Source organism: Acinetobacter sp. ANC_7588 (assembly GCF_056783995.1).
Window position 1 is genome coordinate 84,103 of record NZ_JBWYIU010000001.1, and the last position, 25,550, is coordinate 109,652.

The 25,550-nt window shown below is 39.2% G+C and carries 25 protein-coding genes and 1 pseudogene; 17 read left to right on the forward strand and 9 right to left on the reverse strand.

Translation table 11 applies throughout. The features are described from left to right. Window positions 1–28: 28 nt before the first annotated feature. Both AC1M9J_RS00400 and coq7 read left to right on the forward strand, forming a co-directional pair. On the forward strand, window positions 29–1,348 hold the full coding sequence (locus AC1M9J_RS00400) for an MFS transporter (RefSeq protein WP_481595464.1): 1,320 nt from the start codon (window positions 29–31) through the stop codon (window positions 1,346–1,348). Between the two features lie 4 nt (window positions 1,349–1,352). Further along, on the forward strand, window positions 1,353–1,988 hold the full coding sequence (gene coq7, locus AC1M9J_RS00405; protein WP_481591178.1) for a 2-polyprenyl-3-methyl-6-methoxy-1,4-benzoquinone monooxygenase: 636 nt from the start codon (window positions 1,353–1,355) through the stop codon (window positions 1,986–1,988). A gap of 26 nt (window positions 1,989–2,014) precedes the next feature. On the opposite strand, the gene AC1M9J_RS00410 is transcribed toward coq7, so the two are convergent. The 5 genes from AC1M9J_RS00410 to AC1M9J_RS00430 all read right to left on the reverse strand — a co-directional run bounded on the left by AC1M9J_RS00410 (window position 2,015) and on the right by AC1M9J_RS00430 (window position 5,739). Next, on the reverse strand, window positions 2,015–2,563 hold the full coding sequence (locus AC1M9J_RS00410; RefSeq protein WP_481951675.1) for a DUF2799 domain-containing protein: 549 nt from the start codon (window positions 2,561–2,563) through the stop codon (window positions 2,015–2,017). A 146-nt stretch (window positions 2,564–2,709) separates the two neighbouring features. Beyond that, window positions 2,710–3,165 carry a 2-amino-4-hydroxy-6-hydroxymethyldihydropteridine diphosphokinase gene (locus tag AC1M9J_RS00415; RefSeq protein ID WP_373683270.1) on the reverse strand — a complete coding sequence of 152 codons (456 nt, stop codon included), beginning with the start codon at window positions 3,163–3,165 and terminating at the stop codon, window positions 2,710–2,712. Beyond that, on the reverse strand, window positions 3,122–3,502 hold the full coding sequence (gene folB / locus AC1M9J_RS00420; RefSeq protein WP_481591180.1) for a dihydroneopterin aldolase: 381 nt from the start codon (window positions 3,500–3,502) through the stop codon (window positions 3,122–3,124). The genes AC1M9J_RS00415 and folB overlap by 44 nt, the downstream gene beginning before the upstream one ends. A 119-nt stretch (window positions 3,503–3,621) precedes the next feature. Further along, window positions 3,622–4,920, reverse strand: a complete 1,299-nt coding sequence (locus AC1M9J_RS00425; protein WP_481591181.1) for an ABC1 kinase family protein — start codon at window positions 4,918–4,920, stop codon at window positions 3,622–3,624. A 39-nt stretch (window positions 4,921–4,959) separates the two neighbouring features. Continuing rightward, window positions 4,960–5,739: a HesA/MoeB/ThiF family protein gene (locus AC1M9J_RS00430; RefSeq protein WP_481951676.1), complete on the reverse strand. Its 780-nt coding sequence runs from the start codon at window positions 5,737–5,739 to the stop codon at window positions 4,960–4,962. A gap of 240 nt (window positions 5,740–5,979) precedes the next feature. Here AC1M9J_RS00430 and AC1M9J_RS00435 point away from each other — a divergent pair, with 240 nt between their 5' ends. Then, on the forward strand, window positions 5,980–6,906 hold the full coding sequence (locus AC1M9J_RS00435) for an N-acetylmuramoyl-L-alanine amidase (protein ID WP_481608391.1): 927 nt from the start codon (window positions 5,980–5,982) through the stop codon (window positions 6,904–6,906). Window positions 6,907–6,964: 58 nt separating this feature from the next. Here AC1M9J_RS00435 and AC1M9J_RS00440 read toward each other — a convergent pair whose 3' ends face one another. Continuing rightward, window positions 6,965–7,729: a 3-hydroxyacyl-CoA dehydrogenase gene (locus AC1M9J_RS00440; protein WP_481951677.1), complete on the reverse strand. Its 765-nt coding sequence runs from the start codon at window positions 7,727–7,729 to the stop codon at window positions 6,965–6,967. 281 nt (window positions 7,730–8,010) lie between these two features. Here AC1M9J_RS00440 and AC1M9J_RS00445 point away from each other — a divergent pair, with 281 nt between their 5' ends. From AC1M9J_RS00445 to AC1M9J_RS00455, 3 genes and pseudogenes are all read left to right on the forward strand, one after another. Beyond that, window positions 8,011–8,364 carry a hypothetical protein gene (locus AC1M9J_RS00445; RefSeq protein ID WP_481951678.1) on the forward strand — a complete coding sequence of 118 codons (354 nt, stop codon included), beginning with the start codon at window positions 8,011–8,013 and terminating at the stop codon, window positions 8,362–8,364. 314 nt (window positions 8,365–8,678) lie between these two features. Then, the gene (locus AC1M9J_RS00450) at window positions 8,679–9,629 is read left to right on the forward strand and encodes an aliphatic sulfonate ABC transporter substrate-binding protein (protein WP_481951778.1); all 951 of its coding nucleotides are present in this window, start codon (window positions 8,679–8,681) and stop codon (window positions 9,627–9,629) included. 116 nt (window positions 9,630–9,745) lie between these two features. Then, window positions 9,746–10,447 (forward strand): annotated as a pseudogene (locus tag AC1M9J_RS00455) (ABC transporter permease); the annotation flags it as partial. Between the two features lie 37 nt (window positions 10,448–10,484). Here AC1M9J_RS00455 and prmC read toward each other — a convergent pair. After that, window positions 10,485–11,303, reverse strand: a complete 819-nt coding sequence (prmC, locus tag AC1M9J_RS00460; RefSeq protein WP_481595469.1) for a peptide chain release factor N(5)-glutamine methyltransferase — start codon at window positions 11,301–11,303, stop codon at window positions 10,485–10,487. Continuing rightward, the gene (prfA, locus tag AC1M9J_RS00465) at window positions 11,303–12,391 is read right to left on the reverse strand and encodes a peptide chain release factor 1 (RefSeq protein ID WP_035267080.1); all 1,089 of its coding nucleotides are present in this window, start codon (window positions 12,389–12,391) and stop codon (window positions 11,303–11,305) included. The genes prmC and prfA overlap by 1 nt, the downstream gene beginning before the upstream one ends. Window positions 12,392–12,792: 401 nt before the next feature. Here prfA and AC1M9J_RS00470 point away from each other — a divergent pair, with 401 nt between their 5' ends. The 5 genes from AC1M9J_RS00470 (at window position 12,793) to AC1M9J_RS00490 (ending at window position 16,866) form a co-directional block, all read left to right on the forward strand. After that, window positions 12,793–13,221 (forward strand): glycine zipper domain-containing protein, encoded by a 429-nt coding sequence (locus AC1M9J_RS00470; protein ID WP_481951679.1) that lies wholly within the window; start codon window positions 12,793–12,795, stop codon window positions 13,219–13,221. Between the two features lie 202 nt (window positions 13,222–13,423). Continuing rightward, window positions 13,424–13,930, forward strand: a complete 507-nt coding sequence (locus AC1M9J_RS00475; protein ID WP_092766182.1) for a hypothetical protein — start codon at window positions 13,424–13,426, stop codon at window positions 13,928–13,930. A 131-nt stretch (window positions 13,931–14,061) separates the two neighbouring features. Next, window positions 14,062–15,066 (forward strand): LLM class flavin-dependent oxidoreductase, encoded by a 1,005-nt coding sequence (locus AC1M9J_RS00480; protein ID WP_481608389.1) that lies wholly within the window; start codon window positions 14,062–14,064, stop codon window positions 15,064–15,066. 289 nt (window positions 15,067–15,355) lie between these two features. After that, window positions 15,356–16,285 (forward strand): hypothetical protein, encoded by a 930-nt coding sequence (locus AC1M9J_RS00485; protein WP_035267073.1) that lies wholly within the window; start codon window positions 15,356–15,358, stop codon window positions 16,283–16,285. Between the two features lie 20 nt (window positions 16,286–16,305). Further along, a complete protein-coding gene (locus tag AC1M9J_RS00490) occupies window positions 16,306–16,866 on the forward strand; it encodes an NAD(P)/FAD-dependent oxidoreductase (protein ID WP_481586989.1) in 561 nt (186 codons plus the stop codon). A gap of 163 nt (window positions 16,867–17,029) precedes the next feature. On the opposite strand, the gene ppsR is transcribed toward AC1M9J_RS00490, so the two are convergent. Further along, window positions 17,030–17,866 (reverse strand): posphoenolpyruvate synthetase regulatory kinase/phosphorylase PpsR, encoded by an 837-nt coding sequence (gene ppsR, locus AC1M9J_RS00495; protein WP_035267069.1) that lies wholly within the window; start codon window positions 17,864–17,866, stop codon window positions 17,030–17,032. A gap of 155 nt (window positions 17,867–18,021) precedes the next feature. Between ppsR and ppsA the strand changes: the two genes are divergently transcribed. The 6 genes from ppsA (at window position 18,022) to cyoD (ending at window position 25,540) form a co-directional block, all read left to right on the forward strand. Next, a complete protein-coding gene (gene ppsA, locus AC1M9J_RS00500) occupies window positions 18,022–20,400 on the forward strand; it encodes a phosphoenolpyruvate synthase (protein WP_035267067.1) in 2,379 nt (792 codons plus the stop codon). An 81-nt stretch (window positions 20,401–20,481) separates the two neighbouring features. Then, complete coding sequence (locus AC1M9J_RS00505; protein WP_481951680.1) at window positions 20,482–21,243, forward strand: RDD family protein; 762 nt, start codon at window positions 20,482–20,484, stop codon at window positions 21,241–21,243. 289 nt (window positions 21,244–21,532) lie between these two features. Further along, window positions 21,533–22,597 (forward strand): ubiquinol oxidase subunit II, encoded by a 1,065-nt coding sequence (cyoA, locus tag AC1M9J_RS00510; RefSeq protein ID WP_035267063.1) that lies wholly within the window; start codon window positions 21,533–21,535, stop codon window positions 22,595–22,597. Between the two features lie 3 nt (window positions 22,598–22,600). After that, a complete protein-coding gene (gene cyoB / locus AC1M9J_RS00515; protein ID WP_035267062.1) occupies window positions 22,601–24,589 on the forward strand; it encodes a cytochrome o ubiquinol oxidase subunit I in 1,989 nt (662 codons plus the stop codon). A gap of 4 nt (window positions 24,590–24,593) precedes the next feature. Further along, window positions 24,594–25,211, forward strand: a complete 618-nt coding sequence (gene cyoC / locus AC1M9J_RS00520; RefSeq protein ID WP_035267060.1) for a cytochrome o ubiquinol oxidase subunit III — start codon at window positions 24,594–24,596, stop codon at window positions 25,209–25,211. Beyond that, window positions 25,208–25,540: a cytochrome o ubiquinol oxidase subunit IV gene (gene cyoD, locus AC1M9J_RS00525; protein ID WP_171076771.1), complete on the forward strand. Its 333-nt coding sequence runs from the start codon at window positions 25,208–25,210 to the stop codon at window positions 25,538–25,540. The genes cyoC and cyoD overlap by 4 nt, the downstream gene beginning before the upstream one ends. Window positions 25,541–25,550 lie beyond the last annotated feature (10 nt).

The window sequence follows — 25,550 nt, forward strand, 5'->3', positions numbered from 1 at the left end:
TAATAATTTTTAAAAAAGCTGAATTGTCATGCAAAAACAAGAGCATCTACTGAGTTCGCGCCGTTTTTTACCTATGTTTTTGACTCAATTTTTTGGGGCCTTAAACGATAATGTCTTTAAACAATCCTTATTGCTCGTCATTACCTATGGTTGGATTCAACAACAGACCGCAAGCGTAAGCACACTGAATAATCTAGCAGCACTTCTCTTTATTCTACCTTACTTCATTTTTTCAGCGACTGCAGGACAAATTGCAGACAAATACGAACGCTCTTTCTTGATTCGTAATATCAAATTGCTTGAAATCTTGATTATGCTGATTGGTACTGCTGGATTTTTACTCGGCAATTTATGGCTATTGTTATTTGCATTGTTCCTCATGGGTACACACAGTACCTTCTTCGGACCGATTAAATACGCCATTCTCCCTGAAATATTAAAACCGAATGAATTGATGTCAGGTAATGCTTTATTCCAGTCAGGTACTTCCATTGCAATATTGATGGGGATGATCTTGGGTGGTGTAGTGATTTCAAACTCTGAAGGCAACTTAGTTTGGATCAGCCTGACGGTCGTGACCATCGCGATACTTGGTTATATTTGTAGTCGCTTCATTCTCAAACAAAAAGTCCGTGAAAATCATATCAATGTCGATTGGAATTTCTTTCGAACCAGTTTCCAAACCATACGTTATGCAAAAAGCTTACCCCTCATCTTTACCATTTTATTGGGTAATTCTTGGTATTGGTTTTATGGCGCTACTTATTTAACCCAAATTCCTCAAATGACTCAGCAAAATCTGCATGCCAATGAAAATGTGGTTAGCCTCCTCCTTACCTTTTTTTCTGTAGGTATTGGTGTAGGTTCATTGTTATGCCGAAAAATTGGTGGCTCAGAGGTCAATATTAAAATGGTGCCTATTGGTGCAGTAGGCTTAACCGTTTTCGCCTTCTATTTAGCAGCAAGTTTAGCCTTTGTTCCTGAAAGGACTGGCGATTTTATTGGCATATCAGACATGTTTAATTCTGGTATGATTTATTATCATGTGATGATTGCAGTTACTTTATTGGGGATCAGTGGTGGTTTTTATATTGTTCCGCTGTATGCCATGATGCAAGCCTATTCACCGTGTTCACATCGTGCTCGCGTAGTGGCTGCTAATAACATTATGAATGCAGTATTCATGGTGTCTTCTGCTATATTCTCCATTATTATTTTAAGTATCTTAAGTATTGATATTAAGATTCTATTCAGTATTACAGCGATATTGAGTGCTCTGTACACGATTTGGTTATTAACACGCTTAAAACCAATGTTAAAAAATGCTCAAATTGATTTAGAGGATTAAGGTTATGCGTCACTACACAGGTCTAGATAAATTTATCCATTCATTTGATCAAGCACTGCGTAGTTTGGTGCCAGGCACCACCACCTCACAACGTGAAAATCCAGCAAGTCAAGCAGAGACTCATCTCGCAGTGAGCGAAGCAAGGCATGTTGCTGGACTCATGCGTGTTAATCACAGTGGTGAAGTCTGTGCTCAAGCGCTTTATCACGGTCAAGCATTGACAGCTAAGTTGCCTAATGTTCGTCGTGAAATGGAGCATGCCGCGATTGAAGAACAAGATCATTTAGCATGGTGTGAAGATCGTTTAAAAGAGTTAGATAGTCATACAAGTCTACTTAATCCTGTATGGTATGGTCTTTCTTTTGGTATGGGTGCGATTGCAGGTATTGCTGGTGACAAATACAGTTTAGGCTTCGTTGCAGAAACTGAACGTCAAGTAAGTCTGCATCTGCAACACCATCTCGATCAACTCCCACCACATGATGCCCGCTCACGTCAAATTTTGACACAGATGAATCAGGATGAACTTCAGCATCGAGATACTGCACTAAATGCAGGTGGTGTGGAATTACCAGCTGCGGTCAAAATCGCAATGACGGGTATATCCAAACTCATGACCAAAACAAGTTATTATATTTAAAAAACGCGGCTCATGGGCCGCATTTTTTATAGATGATGGAATCGTCTAAACTTATTTAATTCACGCTCAGCATGATTGAAATTCAAATCTAACCACAATTTATCCTGCTTTAAGGACTTTATTTTCTTAAGATACTCTTCCCGCTTTTCTTTGGTGATTTTGTCATCCAGTAAGTAGTCTCGATAAGTTTCAATTTCTTTATCTTTAGCATCTTTGTCTTTCTTAGAACGATAGTACTGATCGGCCACATTATAAAAGGGTGCTAATTGGGCATGTAACTCTGATGGACAAACCCTATACCCACCTCTTCCATCCAAAGCTCCATCGAAAATAACTTCGGGTTGACAATATGAACGAAGCCCAAGTTGGTAACCTTTTTCATATAACTTGTGATCAGGTTCAATATTCACTTTTGAACAGGCTTTTTGATGTTTAACAATGCGATTCGAATAACCACTGCTTCCATCTTTTTCACCTATTTCCGACCATTGAGCAGTTCGACACTCTTGAGGGGAGAGCGTTGCACAACCTGAAAGGAACGCCAAAATTGCGCTTAACACAATAATTTTATACATCTTCTTGATATGGAGCTTATTTATTTTGAAGTGCCGTATTATAAAAATTAGTCCATTCAAAAGAAGCCGATTATTGTTACATCAGAGCCTATTTGCGTATCAAAGACATATTTGATCAATACTACCGATGGACTATTCGGCGAAACTCATCCTATTTTAGAAAATGAACCATCTAGTGACACTTGAGGAAAATGATGAGCTTCATGCTCAAATAATGGATTTTCCCAAATATCAAACATTGGAATTTTAACATCTAAGGCTAGTGGCATTTTTTTTGGATTAAATTGCATATTTTGGAGCGTATTTCCCCATGCAATGAGATCTACATCCAAAGAGATATCATGTGACGGACGGACTCGACCAGAAGCTTTTTCCAGCGCTTTTAAAAGATTGGTAATTTCATTGACTTGCTGCTTTGATTCTAATAAACATGCAGCATTCCAATAATCTTGTCCAACACCATCTCGACAAGGTATGACATAGATGGGAGAACGCGTAATACAACCTAATGACGCAATTTGTTTTAATGCATTCACCAGATGATTATGCGGTTGGCTATTACTCGCCAATGCTAGCGCGTAAATCATTACGGTGTCTTTCAAGACGAATTCCTACTGAATTAGCTTGTGGAATAATAGCAGGCTTACGCACAGTAATTTGGATAGACTCAATTGCTGGATATTGTTCAAACAAAGCTTTGAGGACAATTTTTGCAGCAAATTCAATTAATTCAGGTTGAGCTTTTTGAATCGTCTGAGTCGCGATTTCACAAATTTCAGCATAATTTAAAGTATCAGCGAGAAGATCTGAATTTGATGCCTGCTCTAAATCAGTCGCAATATGAAGATCAAGCAATAATGGTTGAATGATTTGCCGTTCCCAGTCAAAACATCCGATGACTGTTTCAACTTTCAATCCTTCAATTAATATGGAATCCATCTTCAATCATGACCTTTTCGTAAACTATCAAACAGTGATAGCACGCTTGACGGGAGGCGATAAAAGCAAATCCTCTTCTATTGAGGATTTGCTATGATATTTTAACACTTGTTTAAGATTTAATGTTTCAACAAAAGATTAGGATCGATTGTTTGTACCATTTGTAAGCGCTGATCTGCATAAATATCAGTGTACGGCGCAAGAATTCTCATAAAACGATCAAAATAAAGCATTTGTTTAAACAGCAATGCGAAATCCCGTGGAAAACGGATGCCATGACGCTCACCTACAGCCACCATATCCATCATGATGTCATTTAAGTCGGCTGGATTAGATGACAGAATTTGCTGAGGATCAGCGGTGAGTACGCCACTGAATAATCGTTCTAAATCGTTTGCCAAAACTGTTGTATCAATTTGCATATTGGTCATGCCCATTTTCAGCATATTTTCTGCCATCAATGGATAATTGGTATTTTGCAATGCATCCATGAAAGCAATACATGCAGTCCATACTTCAGGCTTTAATTGTCCCACAATCCCAAAATCAATGAATCCAATGCGACCATCATCCAAAAGCATGAGGTTGCCAGCATGTAAATCTGCATGGAAACTTTCACACATCATCAAACTACCAAACCATGTGTTCATGGCAGTAATCAAAACCTGTGATGGGTCTTTGGAAACTTGACGAACCACATCGAAATCCGTCAACGGCACGCCATACAGACGCTGCATTGTCAAAACACGGCGTGTAGAATATTGATGATATACCTTTGGTGCAGTCGCTTTGGTATTTTGAGTAATGTGCAGATAATTAACAAAATCATCAATATTTTTTGCTTCTTCAATAAAATCAACTTCACGAACCATACGTGTTTTGATTTCTTCAACAATATCCGCAAGTGAAGCAAATTTAACTTTAGGAACTGCCTTCTCTAGAATCTTGGTCGCCCAATGTAGGACATTTAAATCCGTATAAAGGATGGTTTCAACACCAGGTTTTTGGACTTTGATCACGACATCTTCGCCGCTCACCAATTTAGCAGCATGCACTTGTGCGATCGAAGCAGAAGCTAATGGCGTTTCATCAATAGATGCGAAAATTTCACCTAAATCGCGACCGTCAAACTCAGCATTCAAAACACTTTCAATATAGCTAAATGGGAGTTTAGGTGTCTGATCTAAACACCCTTGAAATTCCTCAACATATTCACGTGGAAATAATGAAGGCGTGCTGGCAATAAACTGTCCCAACTTAATATACGTTGAACCAAGTGACTCGAAAGTTTCGCGCATTAATTTCGCATTACTCGGTTTTTCTGTCGCGTATTTAATCCCTGCTCGCGCAGCAATGACCGCAGTTTCACCTACACGGGCCACTGAGCGTAAACCATCTAACCAAATATTATTTTTCATAATGTCGATATTAAATTTCGATATGTTGAGTGTAGCAAATTAAATTGTCTTTGCGGATTGACTGCTGTGACAGATTTGACATTCTTTATCCTTGTCAAAATTCAAAATTCGCTGTTGCATGTTCATTCCATTCCATAGAAGGATCTTCTGTTTTAATGGTGTTAAATTTAACCCCAGATATAATAGCGCATGATGTGCTTGCATACTTGCCATCACGTTAGGAGTTGTTGCTAAAACTCCAGAATCTGCACACCTCAAACTCTCATCTGCATGATCTTGTTTTGGAAAAAGACATTCATAACACGCTGATTCACCATCCACCATAAATAACTGCCCCTGCAAACCAATCGCAGATGCACTGATGAGTGGAACATTCGCATCCTTACAGATTTGATTGACTAAATAACGGGTTTCAAAATTATCACAACCATCTAACACAAGATCTTGCTGTGTAATCAGTGCGGCAGCATTATTAAAATCAATTTTTGAAGTGATGTATTCAATCTTAATATATGGATTAATTTGAGAAATTTTCTTGGCTAACACTTCAGCTTTGTAAAAACCCACATCATGATGATCAAAGGCAATTTGTCGCTGTAAATTACTAATTTCTACAGTATCAGCATCGATGAGTGTCAATTTACCCACGCCTGCTCTCGCCAATAACTCTGCAGTCAAACACCCTATTCCACCACAACCAATAATAAGCACATTGGACAGCTTTAATCTTTCTTGTGCATCAATATCCCAATCCTCTAGTAATATTTGTCTTGCGTACAACTGTAGCTCAACATCACTCAGTTCAATGCTATCACTCACCTAAACACCCTGATTACATGCTTGTATAAGCCTATGATACCGAATAAATAAGCAGTCTATTCATACAATTCTGAAGATAATTTTTACCCTAGAAGATCTGTACCTTATTGTTACAATTCGAATAGGTTTGTTTAATTTTTCTTATTTTATTTTGTACTATTAATAAACATAATCTCAATAATTGCTTCACTAGCAATTAATTTTAAAAACATCTAACTCCAATAAATGACAGTCATACTTATGAATAAAAAAATTTTTGCACTCGCTACATTATTAGTTTCGAGTTTATTCCTGACGGCATGTAAAGATGAAAAGATCACCAACATTACATATGTCAATCAAGGTTCGGATACCCAACCAGAATATATAGAAAGCACGCTTTATGATCTGGACGAAGAGAATGCTTCACCCAATCAAGACAATCGGCAAATGTTCTTGATTCTGCACTACACAGCAGTATCTAAAGACGAAACATTGGCTTTGTTTAAAGATCCTAATTTCCCTGCCAGTAGTCACTATTTTGTACCCGAATTACCAACCAATGGTAAATTTACTGTGTACCGTCTTGTGCCTGATGATAAAAGAGCTTGGCATGCTGGCACGAGTTCTTGGCAGACCAACAGTAGTTTGAATGCCTCAAGTATCGGCATTGAAATTGAAAATCTCGGTTTCCCTGCAGACGATGAACAACTCCCTTTGATGCAACGTCGATGGTATCCATTTTCATCAAAACAACAAATCGAAGTCCTTGCAGATATTATTTTAAAAATTACTAAAAAATACGAGATCAGACCCGACCGAATTTTGGGGCACAGTGATATTTCTCCAGGTCGTAAATTTGATCCAGGTCCACTATTTCCTTGGAAACGTTTATATGAAGACTATAACATTGGTGCTTGGTACGATAACGACACTGTAAATTATTATCGTACCTATCATCCTTGGAAGAATGATATTGCTTCGTTACAAAGCAAATTGGCATTATACGGTTATAACGTTCCTGTCACAGGTCAATATGATCAAGTCACTCAAAATGTTGTATCTGCATTTCAAATGCATTTTTATCCTGAGAAATATGATGGTATGGCGGATATTGAAACTGTAGCCCGCCTTGATGCATTACTTGAGAAGTATCGAAATGTAGCTCGTCCGGCGATTTCACCCTAAAACATCTGAGATCAGTTTAGTCGTCTATTTAAGTGAAGACTAAACTGATTTTCATATATTATTTTGGCGCCATACGAATTGCGCCATCCAATCGAATCACTTCACCATTTAAATACGAATTTTCAAAGATATGTCCAACCAGTTTCGCAAATTCTTCAGGTTTAGCTAAACGTGGTGGGAATGGAACCATCTGTCCCAATGCATCCTGCACATTTTGCGGAAGACCTTTAAGCATCGGAGTTTCCATGATCCCAGGTGCAATAGTCATAACACGGATCTTTTCGCGTGCTAACTCACGCGCCAATGGCAAAGTCATACCAACAACAGCGCCCTTAGATGCAGAATATGCAGCCTGACCAATTTGACCATCAAAAGCAGCAACTGAAGCCGTGTTCACAATGACACCGCGTTCTTCCTCTTCCCCCGAAAGCGCATACTGCGACATTAATTGCGCAGCATATCGCAACATATTAAAGGTTCCACTGACGTTGATATTCAGTACTGATTGGAACATATCTAAGGCATGCAGGCCATCACGACCAAGCACTTTAGCTGATGGTGCAATACCAGCACAGTTGATTAAACCATTTAATTGTCCATATTTTTCTTGTATGTGTGCAAAGAATGATTCAACTGCTTTTTCATCAGTTACATCTAGTTGAATAAATTCTGCACCAATTTCTTGACCAGTTTGCTCGCCCAAAGATGCATTCATATCAACAATTACGACTCGAGCACCCTGCTGTTGAAGATAAGCTGCTGTCGCCGCACCTAACCCAGAAGCGCCACCTGTAACAACAATCACTTTTCCTTGAATATTCATAAATCCCATTATCCATTTTTAGTTTTAGGTTGGCTTTAGGGTAATCTTCCTCCAATACGGATTCAATTTATTCAGTGACCAATTGGTCTAAATAATTCAAAATAGATATAATTTAATATTTATTTTATATAAAAATAAATCACCCATGACAATTTTTTTTGCCTTAATGACATGATTTAAAAACCATGCAGTCATCGACATTCTTTTGAATTCGGCTAATATTTAGACTATTTTAATCTTATTCATTTCGGCATTTTGCCATATCTCCTAAAGGTTCAATCATGTTTAAAATGATCGATGTCTTAGAGCAAAATTTTGCTCAAACTTTCACCCATGCACTTAATCAAGATTCAGATCAAATTTCAGAGCAGCTTCAAATGAGCATTCTGAATGCATCCGAAATAGATTTAAAAAATGCAATCAATCAATTCCTAGACACTCAAGATGCAAGTGAAACTGCACTTGCATTAGATATTTCAACTGAGCGTCTTAATGAACTGAAATCTGGTATTGCGTTAAAAGATGCTTCAAAAATTTCGGACACTTTAAAGGTAGTAGCGCTATGCTTGGCTTTGGAGTCAGACTCATTAGACCTTCTTGAAGTGAGCGATATTTCAACTGAGTATTTCGTATAATGTAAGTATTGAGATCAAACTGATATGGTTTGGTCTCATTTTCACTCTTAGCCTTGCTATATTAAATTATGTGACCTTCATCTCATTGCATTAATTTATATAAAGTTCTGATAAATCACTATATTTTCACAAAACCACAATATTTATAAAATATTGATTTGATTTCAATGTGTTAACTCAAAATTTTAACTTTATCAAAATTTATTCTTTTAATATCTCATTTTCTTTTTTCTCACAAATCACCTGAAAGGCTATTTATATCGAAAATTTAGCGAATTAAATCAGGTACTTTAGTGAAAAAATCAATATCTCCATTGAAATTAGGGCTGTTGGGTTTAGCAATTATTGTTGTTCATAGTGGAGCCAATGCCGCACTTCCTAAGGAAATTAAACTGGATTATGCCTATTATGCTCCTACGAGCTTAGTGGTTAAAAATCAAAAGCTATTAGAAAAGGCTTTACCCAATACCAAAATCAAATGGGTATTTAGTCAAGGCAGTAATCGCTCCTTAGAATATCTCAATAGCGGCAGTGTTAATTTTGCTTCAACAGCTGGTCTTGCCGCTGTATTAAGTCGTGCCAATGGTAGCTCTGTTAAAACAGTTTATATCCAAAGCCAACCTGAATGGACAGCTTTAGTCGTGCCAAAAGACTCCCCGATTAAATCCTTAAAAGATCTAAAAGGTAAAAAAATTGCCGCAACAAAAGGAACTGACCCATTTTTATTCACGCTACAAGCTTTAGATACCGTTGGATTGAATAAAAAAGATGTACAGCTTGTTCATTTGCAACATCCAGATGGCAAAACGGCGTTAGAGCGTAAGCAAGTGGATGCTTGGGCTGGCTTAGACCCTTTGATGGCATCAGCTCAAGTTCAGTCGGGTGCAAAACTGCTTTATCGTAATGTAGGCTTTAATAGTTATAGCGTGTTAAGCGTCAAAGAGCCATTTACTCAATCTAGCCCAGAAGCAATTGAAGCCGTAATTAAAGCGTATGAGCAAGCACGTAAATGGGCAAAAGCCAATCCAGATAAACTGGCGCAGTTACTCGCCACTGAAGCTAAACTACCTTTAGAGGTTGCAAAACTTCAGCTTCAGCGTACTGACTTTAATCAAAACATTCCTACAGCCCAACACATTAATGCACTACAAAAATCCGGCAAAATCTTGACTGAAGAAGACTTAGTTCGTAAAGGAACAAATGTAAATCAAGTTGTTCAACAGTTATTTAATGCCTCATTCGCTCAAAAAGTGGTGACAAAATAATGGCGATCAGTGAAAAAGCGATTGAACATCGGAATATCGATGTCCATTCACAACTGTCGACAAAAGGGAATAAATGGTTGAAAGGTATTTTCCTCCCTGTATTACTGGTATTGCTGTGTGAAATTTTGGTTCGAGGTGGTGTAGTTGAACCTTATCTGCTACCTGCACCAAGTAGCTTATTAGTTTCCCTGCAAGAACTTGCTAAGAATGATTTAGGTCAACATATTTGGGCAAGTACATGGCGAGTGTTTTTAGGGTTTGCTATTGGTAGTGGCTTAGCACTATTTTTTGCAGTTTTGGTAGGACTCAATCACCATGCAGAAGAGTTTATTGAACCGACCTTTTCTGCAATTAAGTCAATTCCTAGTCTTGCGTGGATTCCTCTCCTTTTGTTATGGCTTGGTATTGATGAATCCTCAAAAATCACCCTTATTGCGATTGGTGCTTTTTTTCCAACCTATACCAATACTGTGGCTGGTATTCATGGTGTCGACCGAAAATTGATTGAGTTGGCTCAAGTGTATAGACTGAATCGCTGGCAACAAATCTACCAAATCGTTTTACCCGCAGCTTCTCCATCTATCCTTACAGGCTTGCGCAATAGTTTGAGTTTAGCTTGGATGTTCATGATTGCCGCTGAACTCATTGCAGCAACGCAAGGTATTGGATATTTATTAAGTGATGGACGTGAAACATCGCGTCCAGATATTGTGATCATTGCTATTATTTTATTGGCAATATTGGGAAAAATCACGGATACCATAATGAAAGTATTTGAATCAAAATTATTGTTATGGCGTGATGTCATCAAAAGATGAATCAATAAAAAAGCGACCTAAAGTCGCTTTTTTATTTCTAATGAGGCCATTGTGCTAAAGTCACGCGATCGTTACCACCATAATCTTTAACGGTTCTCACTTTCTTATACCCTGCTTGACGGAATAGATGCTGAACAGCGTCTGCTTGATTATATCCATGTTCAAGTACCACCCAACCTTCAACAGTCAGATGCTTCTTGGCTTGCAAAATAATTTGCTCAAGATCAGCTAAACCTTTTTTATCAGAGATTAATGCACGTTGAGGCTCGGTCGCCAAATTGTGCATATGTTCATCTGCTGGATCAATATAAGGCGGATTAGATACAATGACATCAAAAAATTGACGCCCAAACGGTTTTAACCAACTGCCTAGTACAAATTGAACCTGATCTAAGTCATGTTGCTCAGCATTAAATTTAGCGACTTCCAATGTAGGCTCATAAATATCAGTTGCTGTTAAAGACCAATTAGGACGTTCTGAAGCGAGTGACAATGCAATGGCGCCTGTCCCAGTTCCTAAATCTACAACGCGCGCATCCTCAGGCAACTCTAACTTTAAAACTGTCTCCACCAAAACTTCGGTGTCCGGTCTAGGCACCAAAGTATCGGACGTCACTTTTAAGTCCAATGTCCAAAAAGGTTGCGAACCTGTGACATAAGCTAAAGGCTCACCTGCTTCAATCCGAGCAATCGCCTCTCGATACGCCTGCTCTTGTTCTGCAGTGAGCTCTTTATCCTTCTTCATCACCAAATCGAATGAATCGATTTTAGTGATATGTTCGAGCAACCAAGCATTTTCTTGACGCTCATAACTTTCAGGCTCACCACGCAGTGCAAGCGCTTGTTGAATGTTCATTAACCACCATTCTGCTGTGCAAGCATTGCCAATTGATCCGCTTGATATTCACGATGTAAGCTATCTAAAAGCTCAGTCAAATCTCCCTCCATCACTGCATCCAACTTATATAAAGTTAAGTTAATACGATGATCAGTCATACGACCCTGAGGATAATTATAGGTACGAATACGTTCTGAACGATCACCTGAACCCACCAAATCACGGCGCATTTCAGATGTCGCAGCATCAGCTGCTGCACGTTTAGCATTCTCAAGACGAGATGCCAATAATGCCATTGCCTTTGCTTTGTTCTTATGTTGTGAACGCTCTTCCTGACATTCAACAACAGTACCTGTCGGAATATGCGTGATTCGTACAGCAGAATCCGTTTTATTGACGTGCTGACCACCCGCCCCAGATGCACGATAAGTATCAATACGCAAGTCTGAAGGGTTAATATCTACAGTCGTATCAACATCAATTTCAGGAAGAATTGCAACGGTACAAGCTGAAGTATGAACTCGCCCCTGTGATTCAGTTGCAGGAACGCGCTGAACTCGATGAGCACCGCTTTCAAATTTTAAGCGTCCGTAAACACCTTCACCATTAATTAAACAAATAATTTCTTTGTAACCGCCATGTTCACCTTCATTTTCAGAAAGGATTTCGACACGCCAACCCTGTGATTCAGCATATTTACTGTACATACGGAATAAATCACCAGAGAAAATCGCAGCTTCATCGCCACCTGTCCCTGCACGTACTTCCAGATATGCAGAGTTCGCATCATTTGGATCTTTCGGAATCATCAGAATATTCAATTCTGCCTCTAAAGATTCAATTAATGCTTTATTTTCTTTAATTTCTTCTTGTGCCATTTCCTTAAAGTCAGGATCTGACAACATTGCTTCAGCCGTTACAATATCTTCTTCCGCTTGGGTATATTTTTTCCAAACAGTGGTGATTTCAGTCAAATCATTGTGTTCACGTGACAAATTACGGAAACGCTTATTGTCGGAAATGACTTCAACATCAGCCAATAGCGCTTCTAATTCTTCATGACGATCACAAAGTTGGTCTAATCGTAAACGTAACGATTCTTTCATGTTAAATAAAATCTCTAATACTGGATTAACTTAAGGACTGCCTTAAATTAATATTTCTAAAATTGCGAGTAGTTTAACGACTCTGACATTCAATTAACATATTTATATAGAATGACTTTGCAAAACCATTGTTCGATCCTTGTCACACCCAATTAATGGATAATCAAAAATTAGCTCCATAACTGCCAAGTTTAAAAAATGTTTACTGAATCAACTCTCCATAGTTTCTTCTTAATCAGCCCAATAATGCAGATTGAATGATCAGCTGTAATATAAAAACAACATTGTGCAACCAAAATGTAAAACTCTAGGTTAACTTCTACATATTTAGCGCTTCAATTCTTGTTACATTGTGCTCAACGAATTATTACTCGTCCACGAACAAGGACATGGAGTCACACATGAAATTGAATACCCTATTAATGTCAGCCACCTTAGCCACTGCATCAATGTTCACGGTATCTGCACATGCAGACAGTACAGCGCGTGTCGCTGCTGCGAGTGCTTTAGGTAGTGTAGCAGGTACAGCAATTGGTAAAAACATGGGTGGTACAACAGGTGCAACTTTAGGTGCAGCACTTGGTGGTGCTGGTGGTGCCGCTGTTGCTAGTAATAAACGTAACCGTACTGAATCTGCTATTGGTGGTGCATTAGGTGGCGGTGCGGGTTATACCGTAGGTAATAGTATGGGTGGAACCAATGGCGGTTATATCGGCTCTGCTTTAGGTGCTGCTGGTGGTGCTGCTCTTGGTAACAAAATTGCGAAAGACAAAGCATATGATTCACGTCAAGATCGTAAATGGAAAAAGAAAAAACGTAGCCGTCGTTAATATAGTCTGATTGATCGTTTCCCCTTTGAATACTCTGTATTCACCTCGATGCGCCTTAGGGCGCATTTTTTTTATCAACAAATTAATTATGGATAAATTAGGGAGAGAAAAATACAAACCAGCAACTTGCTCTCCCAAATGATTGCAGAAATTTGGATTAAATTAAAACCATCAAATATAAGACTTCGACAAGGAGTTCCCCATGAAATTCAATTCAAAGTTATTTGCTGCTGCGATCGCAACTGCGGCCTTGAGTACAACAACTGCTTATGCTGATAGTTCGTCTAGAGTTGCCCTCACATCTGCTTTAGGTGGAGTCGTTGGTGCTGCGATTGGTCAACAAATGGGTGGCTCGACTGGAGCAATGATCGGATCAGCGATTGGTGGTGCTGGTGGCGCAGCTGCATCAGCGAACAAAAAAGATCGTAATGCTGCTGCAATTGGTGCTGCATTAGGTGGTGCTGGTGGTTACACCGTTGGTAATAATATGGGCGGAACAAATGCTGGTTATGCTGGGGCTGCATTAGGTTCAGCTGGTGGTTCAGTTTTAGGTAAAAAAGTGGCTGAAGATCGTCGCGAAGATGACTATAGAGATCGTTATGATCGCCGTGAAAGCGGTTATCGCAATTCAAACTATCGTTATAATGACCGTAATTACAGAAGTGACAATGGTCGTCATTTAGGCTGGTATAAAAACGGTAAACGCTAATTCCAAACTCTTAAAATTAAAGCGCTCAACCTAGAGCGCTTTTTTATTTACACTTATATCGTTTTTTTTCAATATACAAATACTCGAGTTCGTATTAACATCTTTATGAGTGTTCAAAAGAGTAGAAAGTTATGCGAAGCTTAAAAGATATCGAGTTTTCAGTATTGGAACTCGCTCCTGTACGTGATGATAAAACGATTGCTTTTTCACTACAGCATGCTTTGGAGTTAGCACAAAAAATCGAACAATTGGGTTTTAAACGACTGTGGCTTGCAGAGCACCATAATATGGATGGTATCGCTAGCTCAGCTACAGCTGTGTTATTAGGCTATATCCTTGCTAACACCTCCTCTTTAAAAGTAGGTTCTGGCGGAATCATGCTGCCTAATCATGCACCACTTGTTGTAGCAGAACAATTTGGAACACTAGCAACGCTTTATCCTGATCGAGTTGAGCTCGGACTAGGACGCGCACCAGGTACAGATCAATTGACCATGCGTGCCTTACGCCGAGGTCGTCAAGAGACTGAAGATCAATTTCCACAAGACGTGCTCGAAATTTTGAGCTATTTGGGGGAACCATCGCCACATCAGAGAATCAAAGCGACACCAGGTCAAGGAACACATGTTCCCGTATGGCTGTTAGGTTCTAGCTTATTTAGCGCACAATTGGCTGCTAAACTTGGCTTACCTTATTCTTTTGCTTCTCACTTTGCCCCTCGTATGCTGGGTCAAGCGATTCAACTTTACAGAGAAAACTTCGAACCTTCTGAATATTTGGATCGTCCTTATGTATCTATGGGCGTTCCAACTGTTGTAGCTGATACTGATGAAGAAGCTGAATACTTGGCTACTAGCGCTTATCAACGTGTATTAGGCTTAATGCGTGGGCAAAGCTTAAAACTCAAACCTCCAGTTAAATCAATGGATGGAATTTGGTCTGCTCCAGAAAAGATGTCAGTTGACAGTTTTTACGCAATGGCTCAAATCGGATCACCAGAAACAGTGAAACAAGGTCTTGAACAACTACTGGTGCCTTATGATGTAGATGAGTTTATTTTTACCTGTGATATCTACGATACAGACAAACGCATTCAAAACTTTGAGTATTTAATGCAAATTAAGCAAAATGCTTAGATCAAAAAAATCCTGAAATGATTGAGTAATGGTTTTGATTTCAAATCTATAATTAATTACTCTTTCATTTCTTGAGTTTGTCAAACAACTATTGGCAATAAATGACATCAAATGTCCCTAAAAGACTATTCCAATGAAAAAATTCTTTTAACCAACAATATTAATTATTCATAATCAAATACTTAAAATTTGGCATTTTATATCAAACTAAAATAAGCACTTCTGCAAAACACATCACATTTTTAAGCGATAAAATTTCATGATTAAAAAATAAATACGGATGTATAACATGGCCTCTATCGACTTAGAAAAAATGTTGGATAAAGTAAAACATACTCAATGGACACTCTCGGATATTGACTGGGATGCTCCTGGCAAAGAATTAGTCACCGCAGAACAGTGGCCCAAGCTTAAAGATTTTATGGCTGATCTAATGTGGATCGAACATGTAGGTGCTCGTGCATTTTCTGCGATGTCAAAAAAAGCACCGACAGATACGCTTCGCGAAATGTATGCCATTTTCCACGCTGAGGAACAGCGTCACGCCAATGCCGAAATGGCACTGATGAAAAGATGGGGTATGCTTGAAGGCGATATTCCTAAACCCAATAAAAATTTAAGACTGATCATCGAATGGCTCGACACTTATGCTGATGAAATGCCCTTCTATATTCTAGGTGCTGTCATTCCGATGCTGGAAGTCGCTCTTGATGGCGCACTTTGTACATTCCTATTGGATACTGTAGAAGACCCAGTTTGTCATCAAGCTTTTGAACTAATTAATGGTGATGAAGCTCGTCATTTAGGTGTTGGATTTAGTGTCATGGAAGATCAAGGCTACAATAAAACCTTTATTGAGCTTTCTAAAATGGCAGCGCGAGTTGTAGATCCACGTTTATTACTTGGTATTCTTGCCTACTTACCACTCATTAATAAAATGCGTGATAATGTGATTAAACTAGGTCTGCCAGAAGAAAAGCTCTATGCAGCGATGCACAAATTTGCTCGAATAGGTGGACGTACTGCAGAAGGTCGTCGTAATCCTTGGTATCAAATTATTAACTTCCATGCACGAAGTGCCATGAACCGACGTAATAAATGGTTTCATATCCCTGTCGACACTATGGTAAAAATGACTGATAAGATTCCAGAAAAATCTTTACCTAAAATCCCATCTTGGATATATGAATTAACTGCAGAACCAAAAGCAACCCACTAAAACAATAATTAGGTACAGAAATGAAAAAAAGGAATAAAGCCCACACGGATTCGTTCTTTCATAATGAAGCTGAGTATTTTTCCAACTTTAAAGGAAAAATTATCTCAGCTGAGGACATCAAACAAACCGATTTTTCAGGATTAAAGGTCGCGATTATTGGTGCCAATCAAATGTCAGTTTCACATTTAGATGTGGTTTGTCAAAATGCGCTATTCGTCAAAGTATTTCAAATGACACCTCATTTCGTTTTGCCACACACAGAAAAAGGGATTCAAAAAATTATTGCTCATCCCCTCATCGCTAAAAATAAACGATTATTTAATCAGCGAATTAAGACGACATTGGCAATACGATATTTAGATTCTCAGATTTCAGATACTTGGTTAAAAAGACAATTGATGCCAAATCCAGCTTCGTCGCAAAAAATATTTTTTAAATCCGATCATTATTACAGCGCCTTACAGCGAGAAAACTGTAAATTGATCACATGGCCAGTCGTGAAAATTACTGAAAATGCCGTTCAAAGTATGGAAGGAATCGAACACTTAGTAGATATTATTATTACAACGTACGAAAAATAACCATCATTTAGTAGATAAATGCGATTCTAAATTACATTTTATGATGAAATTATAGACACTTGAATTATATAATTTTTGAATTTTATGAGTATTTATGACGATTAATCTCTTAATAAAAAGAAGCACAGCTAGTGCTTCTTTTTTTTAAATTAGATTTACCGATTTAACCAATCCGGCGTTTCAAGCCTGTCATTTGCAATACTCGTGTTGAGATTTCTTCAATCGACATTTCTGAAACATTTAGATATTTAATCCCTTCAGAAATATAAATACCTTCGATTGCACGCAATTCCATCTGACATTGGCTAAAACTTGCATAACGACTGTTGGCTTTGCGTTCAGATCGAATTGCCACCAAACGATCAGCATCAATCATTAATCCAAACAATTTATGCTTATGTGGACGTAAAACTGCTGGCAAACGGTTGTCATCCAAATCTTCTTCAGTTAACGGATAGTTCGCAACTCGAATACCAAATTGTAATGACAAATAAATTGAGGTTGGTGTTTTACCAGAACGCGACACTCCAATCAAAATTAAGTCCGCTTTATCATAGTGTCTTGTACGTGCGCCATCATCATTATCCAGCGCGAAATGTACAGCATCAATACGTGCCTTATAAGACTCAGAATCAGTCACAGCATGCGTTTGTCCGACTAAAGTTGTAGGGGCTGTTCCAAGCACCTCAGATAGCTTACTAATTAACCCTTCAAACACATCTAAATTAACCGCATTTGCCGTGTTGATGATATCCCGAACATAGGGATCCACAAGAGTATCAAAGACAAGAGGTTGTTGGCCATCAGACTCTGCGCGCGCGTTAATCTCTGCAACGACGTTCATTGCAGCTTCTTCTGTAGTGATATACGGGATGATATGAATATCAAAATCGACATGAGGAAATTGAGCCAATAAAGAATGCCCGAGTGTTTCAGCCGTAATGGCAGTACCATCGGAAATAAAAAAAACACTTCGTTTAATATCTTTACTTTCTGCCATTAAATTAATCCTCAAATATTTGTCTAAGTACTATATAATCTTTATAGTAAACCGATCTTACATGACTGTCGCTTAGTAATGAAAGTTTGCTAAGTTTTCACAGAAAAATATCATGCCAAGATAGTGATTAATACTGCAAAAGTGGAGTAACAACTTTGGAAGCACGCGTAATCGGTCTGGAAAAATTAGGTAAACACGACGTAGAAATCGTGGGCGGTAAAAACTCATCTCTAGGCGAAATGATCAGCCATTTAGCAAATGCTGGTGTATCAGTTCCAGGTGGTTTTGCAACAACTGCTGCAGCTTACCGTGAATTCCTTGAGCAAAGTGGTCTAAATGCCAAAATTTCAGCCGAGCTCAAACAACTCAATGTTGACGACGTAAATGCACTTGCTGAAACTGGTGCTAAAATTCGTCAATGGATCGTTGATACTCCGCTTACTCCAGCACTTGAAAAAGAAGTTCGTGATGCATTCGCAACTCTTTCTAACGGCAACCCTGAGATCGCGGTTGCCGTTCGTTCATCTGCGACTGCAGAAGATTTACCAGACGCATCTTTTGCAGGACAACAAGAGACTTTCCTAAACATCCGCGGTATTGACAACGTCTTAATCGCGATTAAGGAAGTTTTTGCTTCACTTTATAACGACCGCGCAATTGCTTACCGTGTACACCAAAACTTCGATCATGACATCGTTGCTCTTTCTGCTGGTGTGCAACGTATGGTTCGCTCAGAAACTGGTGCTGCTGGTGTAATGTTTACACTGGACACTGAATCTGGTTTCCGTGACGTTGTATTCATTACTGCATCTTACGGTTTAGGCGAAATGGTCGTACAGGGTGCTGTAAACCCTGATGAATTCTATTTATCTAAGCCACTTTTAAATGCAGGTAAACACGCAGTATTGCGTCGTAACCTCGGCTCTAAACACCAAAAAATGATCTATGGTGAAGAAGGCTCTGCAGGTAAATCAGTTGTTGTTGTGGATGTTGAAAAAACTGAACGCCAACAATTTGCTTTAAATGATCAAGAATTACAAGAACTTGCTAAGCAGGCGTTAATCATTGAGCAACACTATGGTGCGCCAATGGATATCGAATGGGCGAAAGACGGTGATGATGGTCAAATTTACATCGTTCAAGCACGTCCTGAAACTGTGAAAAGCCGTGAGAATGTCGGCACAATGGAACGCTACCTATTAAAACAAAAAGGTACAGTTCTTTGTGAAGGTCGCTCAATCGGTCAACGTATCGGTTCTGGTAAAGTCCGTATTGTTAATTCAATCAAAGAAATGGACAAAGTCCAAGATGGCGACGTTCTTGTTTCTGACATGACCGATCCTGATTGGGAACCAGTTATGAAACGTGCTGCTGCGATCGTTACAAACCGTGGTGGTCGTACTTGTCATGCCGCGATTATTGCACGTGAACTCGGTGTTCCAGCAATTGTTGGATGTGGTAACGCAACAGAAGTACTTGTTGATGGTCAAGAAGTAACTGTTTCATGTGCTGAAGGCGATACAGGTTTCATTTACGAAGGCGCTTTAGATTTCGAAGTTCAACGTAACTCGATTGAATCTATGCCAACACTTCCGTTCAAAATCATGATGAACGTTGGTAACCCTGATCGTGCATTTGACTTCGCTCAAATTCCAAACGAAGGTATTGGTCTTGCACGTCTAGAGTTCATCATCAACCGTATGATTGGTGTTCACCCTAAAGCATTACTCAATATTGACAGCTTACCTCGCGAAACACGTGCAGCTGTGATGACCCGTACTGCAGGTTACTCTTCACCGATCGAGTTCTACGTTGAAAAACTCGTTGAAGGTATTTCTACACTTGCTGCTGCATTTGCTGATAAACCTGTCATCGTACGTATGTCAGACTTCAAATCAAATGAATATGCGAACTTAATCGGTGGTAAGTTATACGAACCTGAAGAAGAAAACCCGATGTTGGGCTTCCGTGGTGCAAGCCGTTATGTTTCTGACAACTTCCGTGACTGCTTCGAATTAGAATGCCGTGCATTGAAGAAAGTTCGTGATGAAATGGGTCTAACTAACATTCAAATCATGATCCCATTCGTCCGCACAGTTGCTGAAGCAAAACGTGTTATTGAACTTCTTGCTGCAAATGGCTTAAAACGTGGTGAAAATGGTCTTAAAGTGATCATGATGTGTGAATTACCAACCAATGCTCTACTTGCTGAACAATTCTTAGAGCATTTTGATGGCTTCTCAATCGGTTCAAATGACTTAACTCAGTTAACGCTTGGGCTTGACCGTGACTCAGGTATCGTTTCTCATTTATTTGATGAACGTGATCCAGCAGTAAAAGCTCTTCTTTCAATGGCGATTCATGCATGTCGTAAGGCAGGTAAATATGTGGGTATTTGTGGTCAAGGACCATCAGACCACCCAGATCTTGCTCGCTGGTTAATGGAACAAGGTATCGAATCTGTTTCACTCAACCCAGACTCTGTTTTAGATACATGGTTCTTCTTATCTGAAGAAAAGACTAAACAAGCTTAATAAACTATGTTAAAAAAAGACCCATTCATGGGTCTTTTTTTTACCCCATTATTTTTTAGTAATTTTTGAGAAATTAGGTTTATGCAAATTTACTTGGCGAGAAATAATCAACAAGCTGGACCGTATACGGTAGAGCAGTTAAATCAAATGCTCTCGAGCCAACAAGTTTTACTCACAGACTTGGTCTGGCATCAAGGTATGACTGAATGGAAAGCTTTAGGTGAACTCACTCAAGGAAAATTATATTACCAACCTGAAGGCTATCAACCCAATCCACCAGTGCAACAAAGCTATCCAAATGCTTCTATTTCGAGTGTCAATGTTCAAAAAAATACTGCTCAGCAAAAACTTGCCTCAATTGGATCTCGATTTTTAGCTAAACTCGTTGATCTGGCGCTTTGGTTGCCTGCCATGGTGATTCCTTCGTTCTTTATGCAAGAAGAACAAGTTGCTCAATTGACTGAGCTTCAGCAAAAAATGAAGAATGCTAGCTCATCAGATCAAGCAATCAAATTACAGGAACAGTTATTTACACTTATTCCAATGGAAGCTTGGCAAGCAATGTTGGTTTACATTGTATTAATGTTAGCTGCTCAAGCATTTTTAATTGCGAAAAGTGGTCAGAGTTTAGGTAAAAAAGTAGCAAAAATTCAAATTGTTGATGCTGAAAATGGACAGCAAGTGAACTTAATGCGCGCATTCACATTGCGTAGTGTGATTTTTATTATATTGAATTTACTCTTTATGCCATTCATTACCATCATTGATCATGCCTTCGGTCTAAGTCAAAAAAGACAAACTTTGCACGATAAATTAGCAAAGACTAAAGTCATAAAACGATAATTTTTATCTTAGGGGAGCAAATGCTCCCCTTTGTTTTGCCTCTGTTTTCACATCAAAAGTAATCAATTCTTCAACCAATTCCGACCAAACAAATTGGGTTTAATCCTTATATTTAAAGGCACTTTACATATAGCTTAGTTGGTCGTTATAGGGCATAATGCCCTACAACGTAGCGGTGTCATATGACTGAAATTCAGTAAATGTAATTTTCTGTTTTTCAATCATGTGACACTATAATCGCTATCCCATAATTTTATTAGGGAATGGGACTCTTCACCGAGGTTGTAAAATGAGACAAACAATTTTAGCTGTATTGTCTTTATCAACGCTTGCCGTGCTCTTAACAGGGTGTGGCGGTGATATGGTACTTCTAAACTCAAAAGGTCCAGTAGCACAAGGTCAGTCTGATCTTATGATGACTGCGATCTACCTCATGCTATTGGTAGTAATTCCATCAGCATTGATGGCTTTATGGTTTAGTTGGAAATATCGTGCGTCAAATAAAGATGCAGACTATAAACCTACATGGGCACACTCTACTATTATTGAAATCGTAGTGTGGGGTATCCCGTGTATTATTATTGGTATTTTAGCGTATTTAACATGGTGGGGCTCACACAAGTATGACCCTTATCGTCCGCTAGAATCAGAGAAATCACATTTAACTATTCAAGTTATTGCTGAACAGTTTAAATGGGTTTTTGTTTACCCTGAACAAGAAATTGCAACAGTTAACGAAGTTCGTTTCCCAGAAAAAACTCCGATTAATTTCAATATCACCTCTAACTTCACAATGAACTCTTTCTTCATTCCTCAGTTAGCGGGTCAGATTTATGCAATGGCGGGTATGCAAACTCAACTTCACGTCCTTGCTGATAATGAAGGTGTATACCGTGGTTTCTCTTCGAACTATTCAGGCTATGGTTTCACACAAATGCGCTTCCAAGCTCATTCTGTTTCAGAAGCTAAGTTCGCTGAATGGGTGTCTGCAGTAAAAGCTGGTAACGGTACTTCAATTAACCCTGAAGCTGTTCAAAAAACAGTTTTAGACCAAGCTGAATTTGCAACCTTGCGTGATGGTAACCGTTCAGAGAAACAAATCGCTGCGATGGTTCGTAACGCTAAAACCGATCTAGAGAAGCAACAAGCTGAAATTGCTCAAAAAGAAGGTCCATATAAGGCACATCCTCATCCTGTGACTTACTACTCTTCTGTTGAAAAAGGCTTGTTTGAATCAATTATCAACAAATACATGGCAAACTACCACGGTGCAGATCACTCAGCTAAAGCTGAAGGTCATGCTGTAGTTGCTGATGTAAATGCTGAACCTGCTTCTTCAGTTGTAGGGGAATAAGACATGAGCTTCTTAGGTAAGTTAAGTGTAGATGCTATCCCGTACGATCCAATCGTACAGGTAACAGTGTTAATGATGATTTTAGGTGGTATTGCAGTATTTGCTGGCATCACTTATTTCAAAAAATGGGGCTACTTGTGGAACGAATGGTTCACATCTGTAGACCATAAAAAAATTGGTATTATGTACCTTATCGTTTCTGTGATCATGTTATTACGTGGTTTCGCGGATGCGATTATGATGCGTCTTCAATTGTTCCTTGCAAAAGGCGGCGGCGAAGGCTATCTGCACCCTGAACACTACGACCAGATTTTCACCGCACATGGTGTAATCATGATTTTCTTCGTAGCGATGGGTCTTGTAGTGGGTATGATGAACATTTCTGTTCCACTACAAATTGGTGCGCGTGACGTAGCATTCCCATTATTAAACTCTTTAAGCTTCTGGTTATTCGCTGGTGCTGCTGGTTTGATGATGGTTTCTCTTGCGCTTGGTGAGTTTGCGGCAACTGGTTGGATGGCTTACCCTCCTCTTTCAGGTATCGAATACTCTCCTGGTGTTGGTGTTGACTACTATATCTGGGCACTTCAGATCTCTGGTCTTGGTACACTTCTTACTGGTGTTAACTTCTTCGTTACCATCATTAAAATGCGTGCTCCTGGCATGGGTCTTATGGATATGCCGATCTTTACGTGGACATCTTTATGTACTGCAGTATTGATCATCGCATCATTCCCAGTGTTGACTGCAACAATTGCAATGTTAACGCTTGACCGTTACTTCGGTTTCCACTTCTTTACAAATGACATGGGTGGTAGCCCAATGTTGTATGTAAACTTGATTTGGACATGGGGTCACCCAGAAGTTTATATCTTGATCCTACCTGCATTCGGTCTATTCTCTGAGATTACTTCTGTATTCTCTCGTAAGACATTGTTTGGTTACAAATCAATGGTATATGCAACGATCGCGATTACAGTTCTTGCATTCGTAGTATGGTTACACCACTTCTTTACAATGGGTTCAGGTGCCAACGTTAACGCGTTCTTCGGTATCATGACCATGATTATTGCGATTCCTACAGGTGTGAAAATCTTCTCTTGGTTATTCACAATGTATAAGGGTCGTATTACCTTCACATCACCAATGTACTGGACAGTTGGCTTCTTAGTGACTTTCGGTATCGGTGGTTTGACTGGTGTACTTATGGCGGTTCCACCTGCGGACTTCCTTGTACACAACTCACTATTCTTAATCGCTCACTTCCATAACGTAATTATTGGTGGTGTTGTATTTGGTATGTTTGCTGGTATTACTTTCTACTGGCCGAAAATGTTCGGTTGGCAGTTAAGTGAATTCTGGGGCAAAGCATGCTTCTGGTTCTGGTTCTTCGGTTTCTACTTCGCGTTCATGCCATTGTATATCCTAGGTTTCATGGGTATGACTCGTCGTCTAAACTCGTATGACAATCCAGACTGGGATCCATATGTAGGTATCGCATTATTCGGTGCTGTATTAATCGCAATTGGTATTGCTTGTTTCATCATGCAAATCATTGTTGGTTTCTTACAACGCGAACAAACTCGTGACGTTACAGGCGATCCATGGGATGCACGTACACTTGAATGGGCGACTTCATCTCCAGCTCCATTCTATAACTTTGCAGTATTGCCTCAAGCGAACGGTATCGACCGCTTTTGGACTGACAAAGAAAATGGTGTAGCTTACGCACGTCCTGCTAAATATGAAGATGTTCATATGCCAACTAACCGTGCTGCGGGTGTACTTATTGCACTGATCATCACTGTTATGGGCTTTGCACTTATCTGGCACATTTGGTGGTTAGCGATTGTTTCTTTCGTTTCTGCAATCATCGGCTTTATCTGGAGCTCATTCACGAAGAAAGTGGATTACTATGTTCCAGCTGCTGAAGTAGAACGTATTGAAAACGAACGTTATGCGTTACTCGAAAAACACTTGAAGAAGGACTAAGGATATGGCTGAAGTACTTCATCACGAAAACCACGAGCATGATGAACATCATCACGATGATACAGACATCACGGTCTTTGGTTTTTGGACTTACTTGATGAGTGACTTGATTTTATTCGGTACACTCTTCATCGCGTTCGCTGTATTAAGCAGTCATATTCCACCTGGCACTCCAAGTGCAAAGGATCTTTTTGCAGATTCTTTAGGTTTCGTTTTAACTGAAACTTTCGCACTTTTGATTTCATCAGTGACATTTGGTTTTGCAGTACTTGCTTCTTACAAGAAAAATGTTGGTCAAGTTCTAGCTTGGTTAGCAGTTACATTTGTATTCGGTGCAATCTTCATCGGCATGGAACTTTATGAATTTAATCATTTAGTTCATGCTGGTCATGGACCAAGCGTTAGTGCGTTCTTATCTGCGTTCTTTACTTTAGTTGGTACGCACGGTATTCACGTTACTTCTGGTTTGGTATGGATGATCGTGTTGATGATTCAAATCAAAAAATATGGTTTGACTACAATCAATACTCGTCGTCTTGCTTGCCTAAGCTTGTTCTGGCACTTCCTTGACATCGTATGGATCTGCGTATTCAGCGTAGTGTACTTAATGGGAGTATTATAATGAGTCATGATCATAATGCTGCTGGTGCATCACACGGTAACGTAAAGCAATACACAATCGGTTTTGTACTTTCTGTTTTATTGACTGTAGTTCCATTCTACATGGCAATGAATACTGATAGCTTCAGCCGTGGTGCAATTATTGCTGTTATCGGTATTACAGCTGTTGCTCAGGTACTTGTACAATTAGTTTACTTCTTGCACATGAACTCATCTTCAGAGCAACGTTGGAACGTGATTGCATTTATCTATACAATTCTAACTATTGCTGTTCTTTTAGTTGGTTCTGTATGGATCATGAACTACTTACATTCAAACATGATGATCTAAACTGATTGTC

What these genes read in the sequence shown, in the direction of transcription:
- AC1M9J_RS00400 (WP_481595464.1), top strand. Translation starts at nt 29, where the DNA reads ATGCAAAAACAAGAGCATCTACTGAGTTCGCGCCGTTTTTTACCTATG.
- coq7 (WP_481591178.1), top strand. Translation starts at nt 1,353, where the DNA reads ATGCGTCACTACACAGGTCTAGATAAATTTATCCATTCATTTGATCAA.
- AC1M9J_RS00410 (WP_481951675.1), bottom strand. Translation starts at nt 2,563, where the DNA reads ATGTATAAAATTATTGTGTTAAGCGCAATTTTGGCGTTCCTTTCAGGT.
- folB (WP_481591180.1), bottom strand. Translation starts at nt 3,502, where the DNA reads ATGGATTCCATATTAATTGAAGGATTGAAAGTTGAAACAGTCATCGGA.
- AC1M9J_RS00425 (WP_481591181.1), bottom strand. Translation starts at nt 4,920, where the DNA reads ATGAAAAATAATATTTGGTTAGATGGTTTACGCTCAGTGGCCCGTGTA.
- AC1M9J_RS00435 (WP_481608391.1), top strand. Translation starts at nt 5,980, where the DNA reads ATGAATAAAAAAATTTTTGCACTCGCTACATTATTAGTTTCGAGTTTA.
- AC1M9J_RS00440 (WP_481951677.1), bottom strand. Translation starts at nt 7,729, where the DNA reads ATGAATATTCAAGGAAAAGTGATTGTTGTTACAGGTGGCGCTTCTGGG.
- AC1M9J_RS00445 (WP_481951678.1), top strand. Translation starts at nt 8,011, where the DNA reads ATGTTTAAAATGATCGATGTCTTAGAGCAAAATTTTGCTCAAACTTTC.
- prmC (WP_481595469.1), bottom strand. Translation starts at nt 11,303, where the DNA reads ATGAACATTCAACAAGCGCTTGCACTGCGTGGTGAGCCTGAAAGTTAT.
- prfA (WP_035267080.1), bottom strand. Translation starts at nt 12,391, where the DNA reads ATGAAAGAATCGTTACGTTTACGATTAGACCAACTTTGTGATCGTCAT.
- AC1M9J_RS00470 (WP_481951679.1), top strand. Translation starts at nt 12,793, where the DNA reads ATGAAATTGAATACCCTATTAATGTCAGCCACCTTAGCCACTGCATCA.
- AC1M9J_RS00475 (WP_092766182.1), top strand. Translation starts at nt 13,424, where the DNA reads ATGAAATTCAATTCAAAGTTATTTGCTGCTGCGATCGCAACTGCGGCC.
- AC1M9J_RS00480 (WP_481608389.1), top strand. Translation starts at nt 14,062, where the DNA reads ATGCGAAGCTTAAAAGATATCGAGTTTTCAGTATTGGAACTCGCTCCT.
- AC1M9J_RS00485 (WP_035267073.1), top strand. Translation starts at nt 15,356, where the DNA reads ATGGCCTCTATCGACTTAGAAAAAATGTTGGATAAAGTAAAACATACT.
- AC1M9J_RS00490 (WP_481586989.1), top strand. Translation starts at nt 16,306, where the DNA reads ATGAAAAAAAGGAATAAAGCCCACACGGATTCGTTCTTTCATAATGAA.
- ppsR (WP_035267069.1), bottom strand. Translation starts at nt 17,866, where the DNA reads ATGGCAGAAAGTAAAGATATTAAACGAAGTGTTTTTTTTATTTCCGAT.
- AC1M9J_RS00505 (WP_481951680.1), top strand. Translation starts at nt 20,482, where the DNA reads ATGCAAATTTACTTGGCGAGAAATAATCAACAAGCTGGACCGTATACG.
- cyoA (WP_035267063.1), top strand. Translation starts at nt 21,533, where the DNA reads ATGAGACAAACAATTTTAGCTGTATTGTCTTTATCAACGCTTGCCGTG.
- cyoB (WP_035267062.1), top strand. Translation starts at nt 22,601, where the DNA reads ATGAGCTTCTTAGGTAAGTTAAGTGTAGATGCTATCCCGTACGATCCA.
- cyoC (WP_035267060.1), top strand. Translation starts at nt 24,594, where the DNA reads ATGGCTGAAGTACTTCATCACGAAAACCACGAGCATGATGAACATCAT.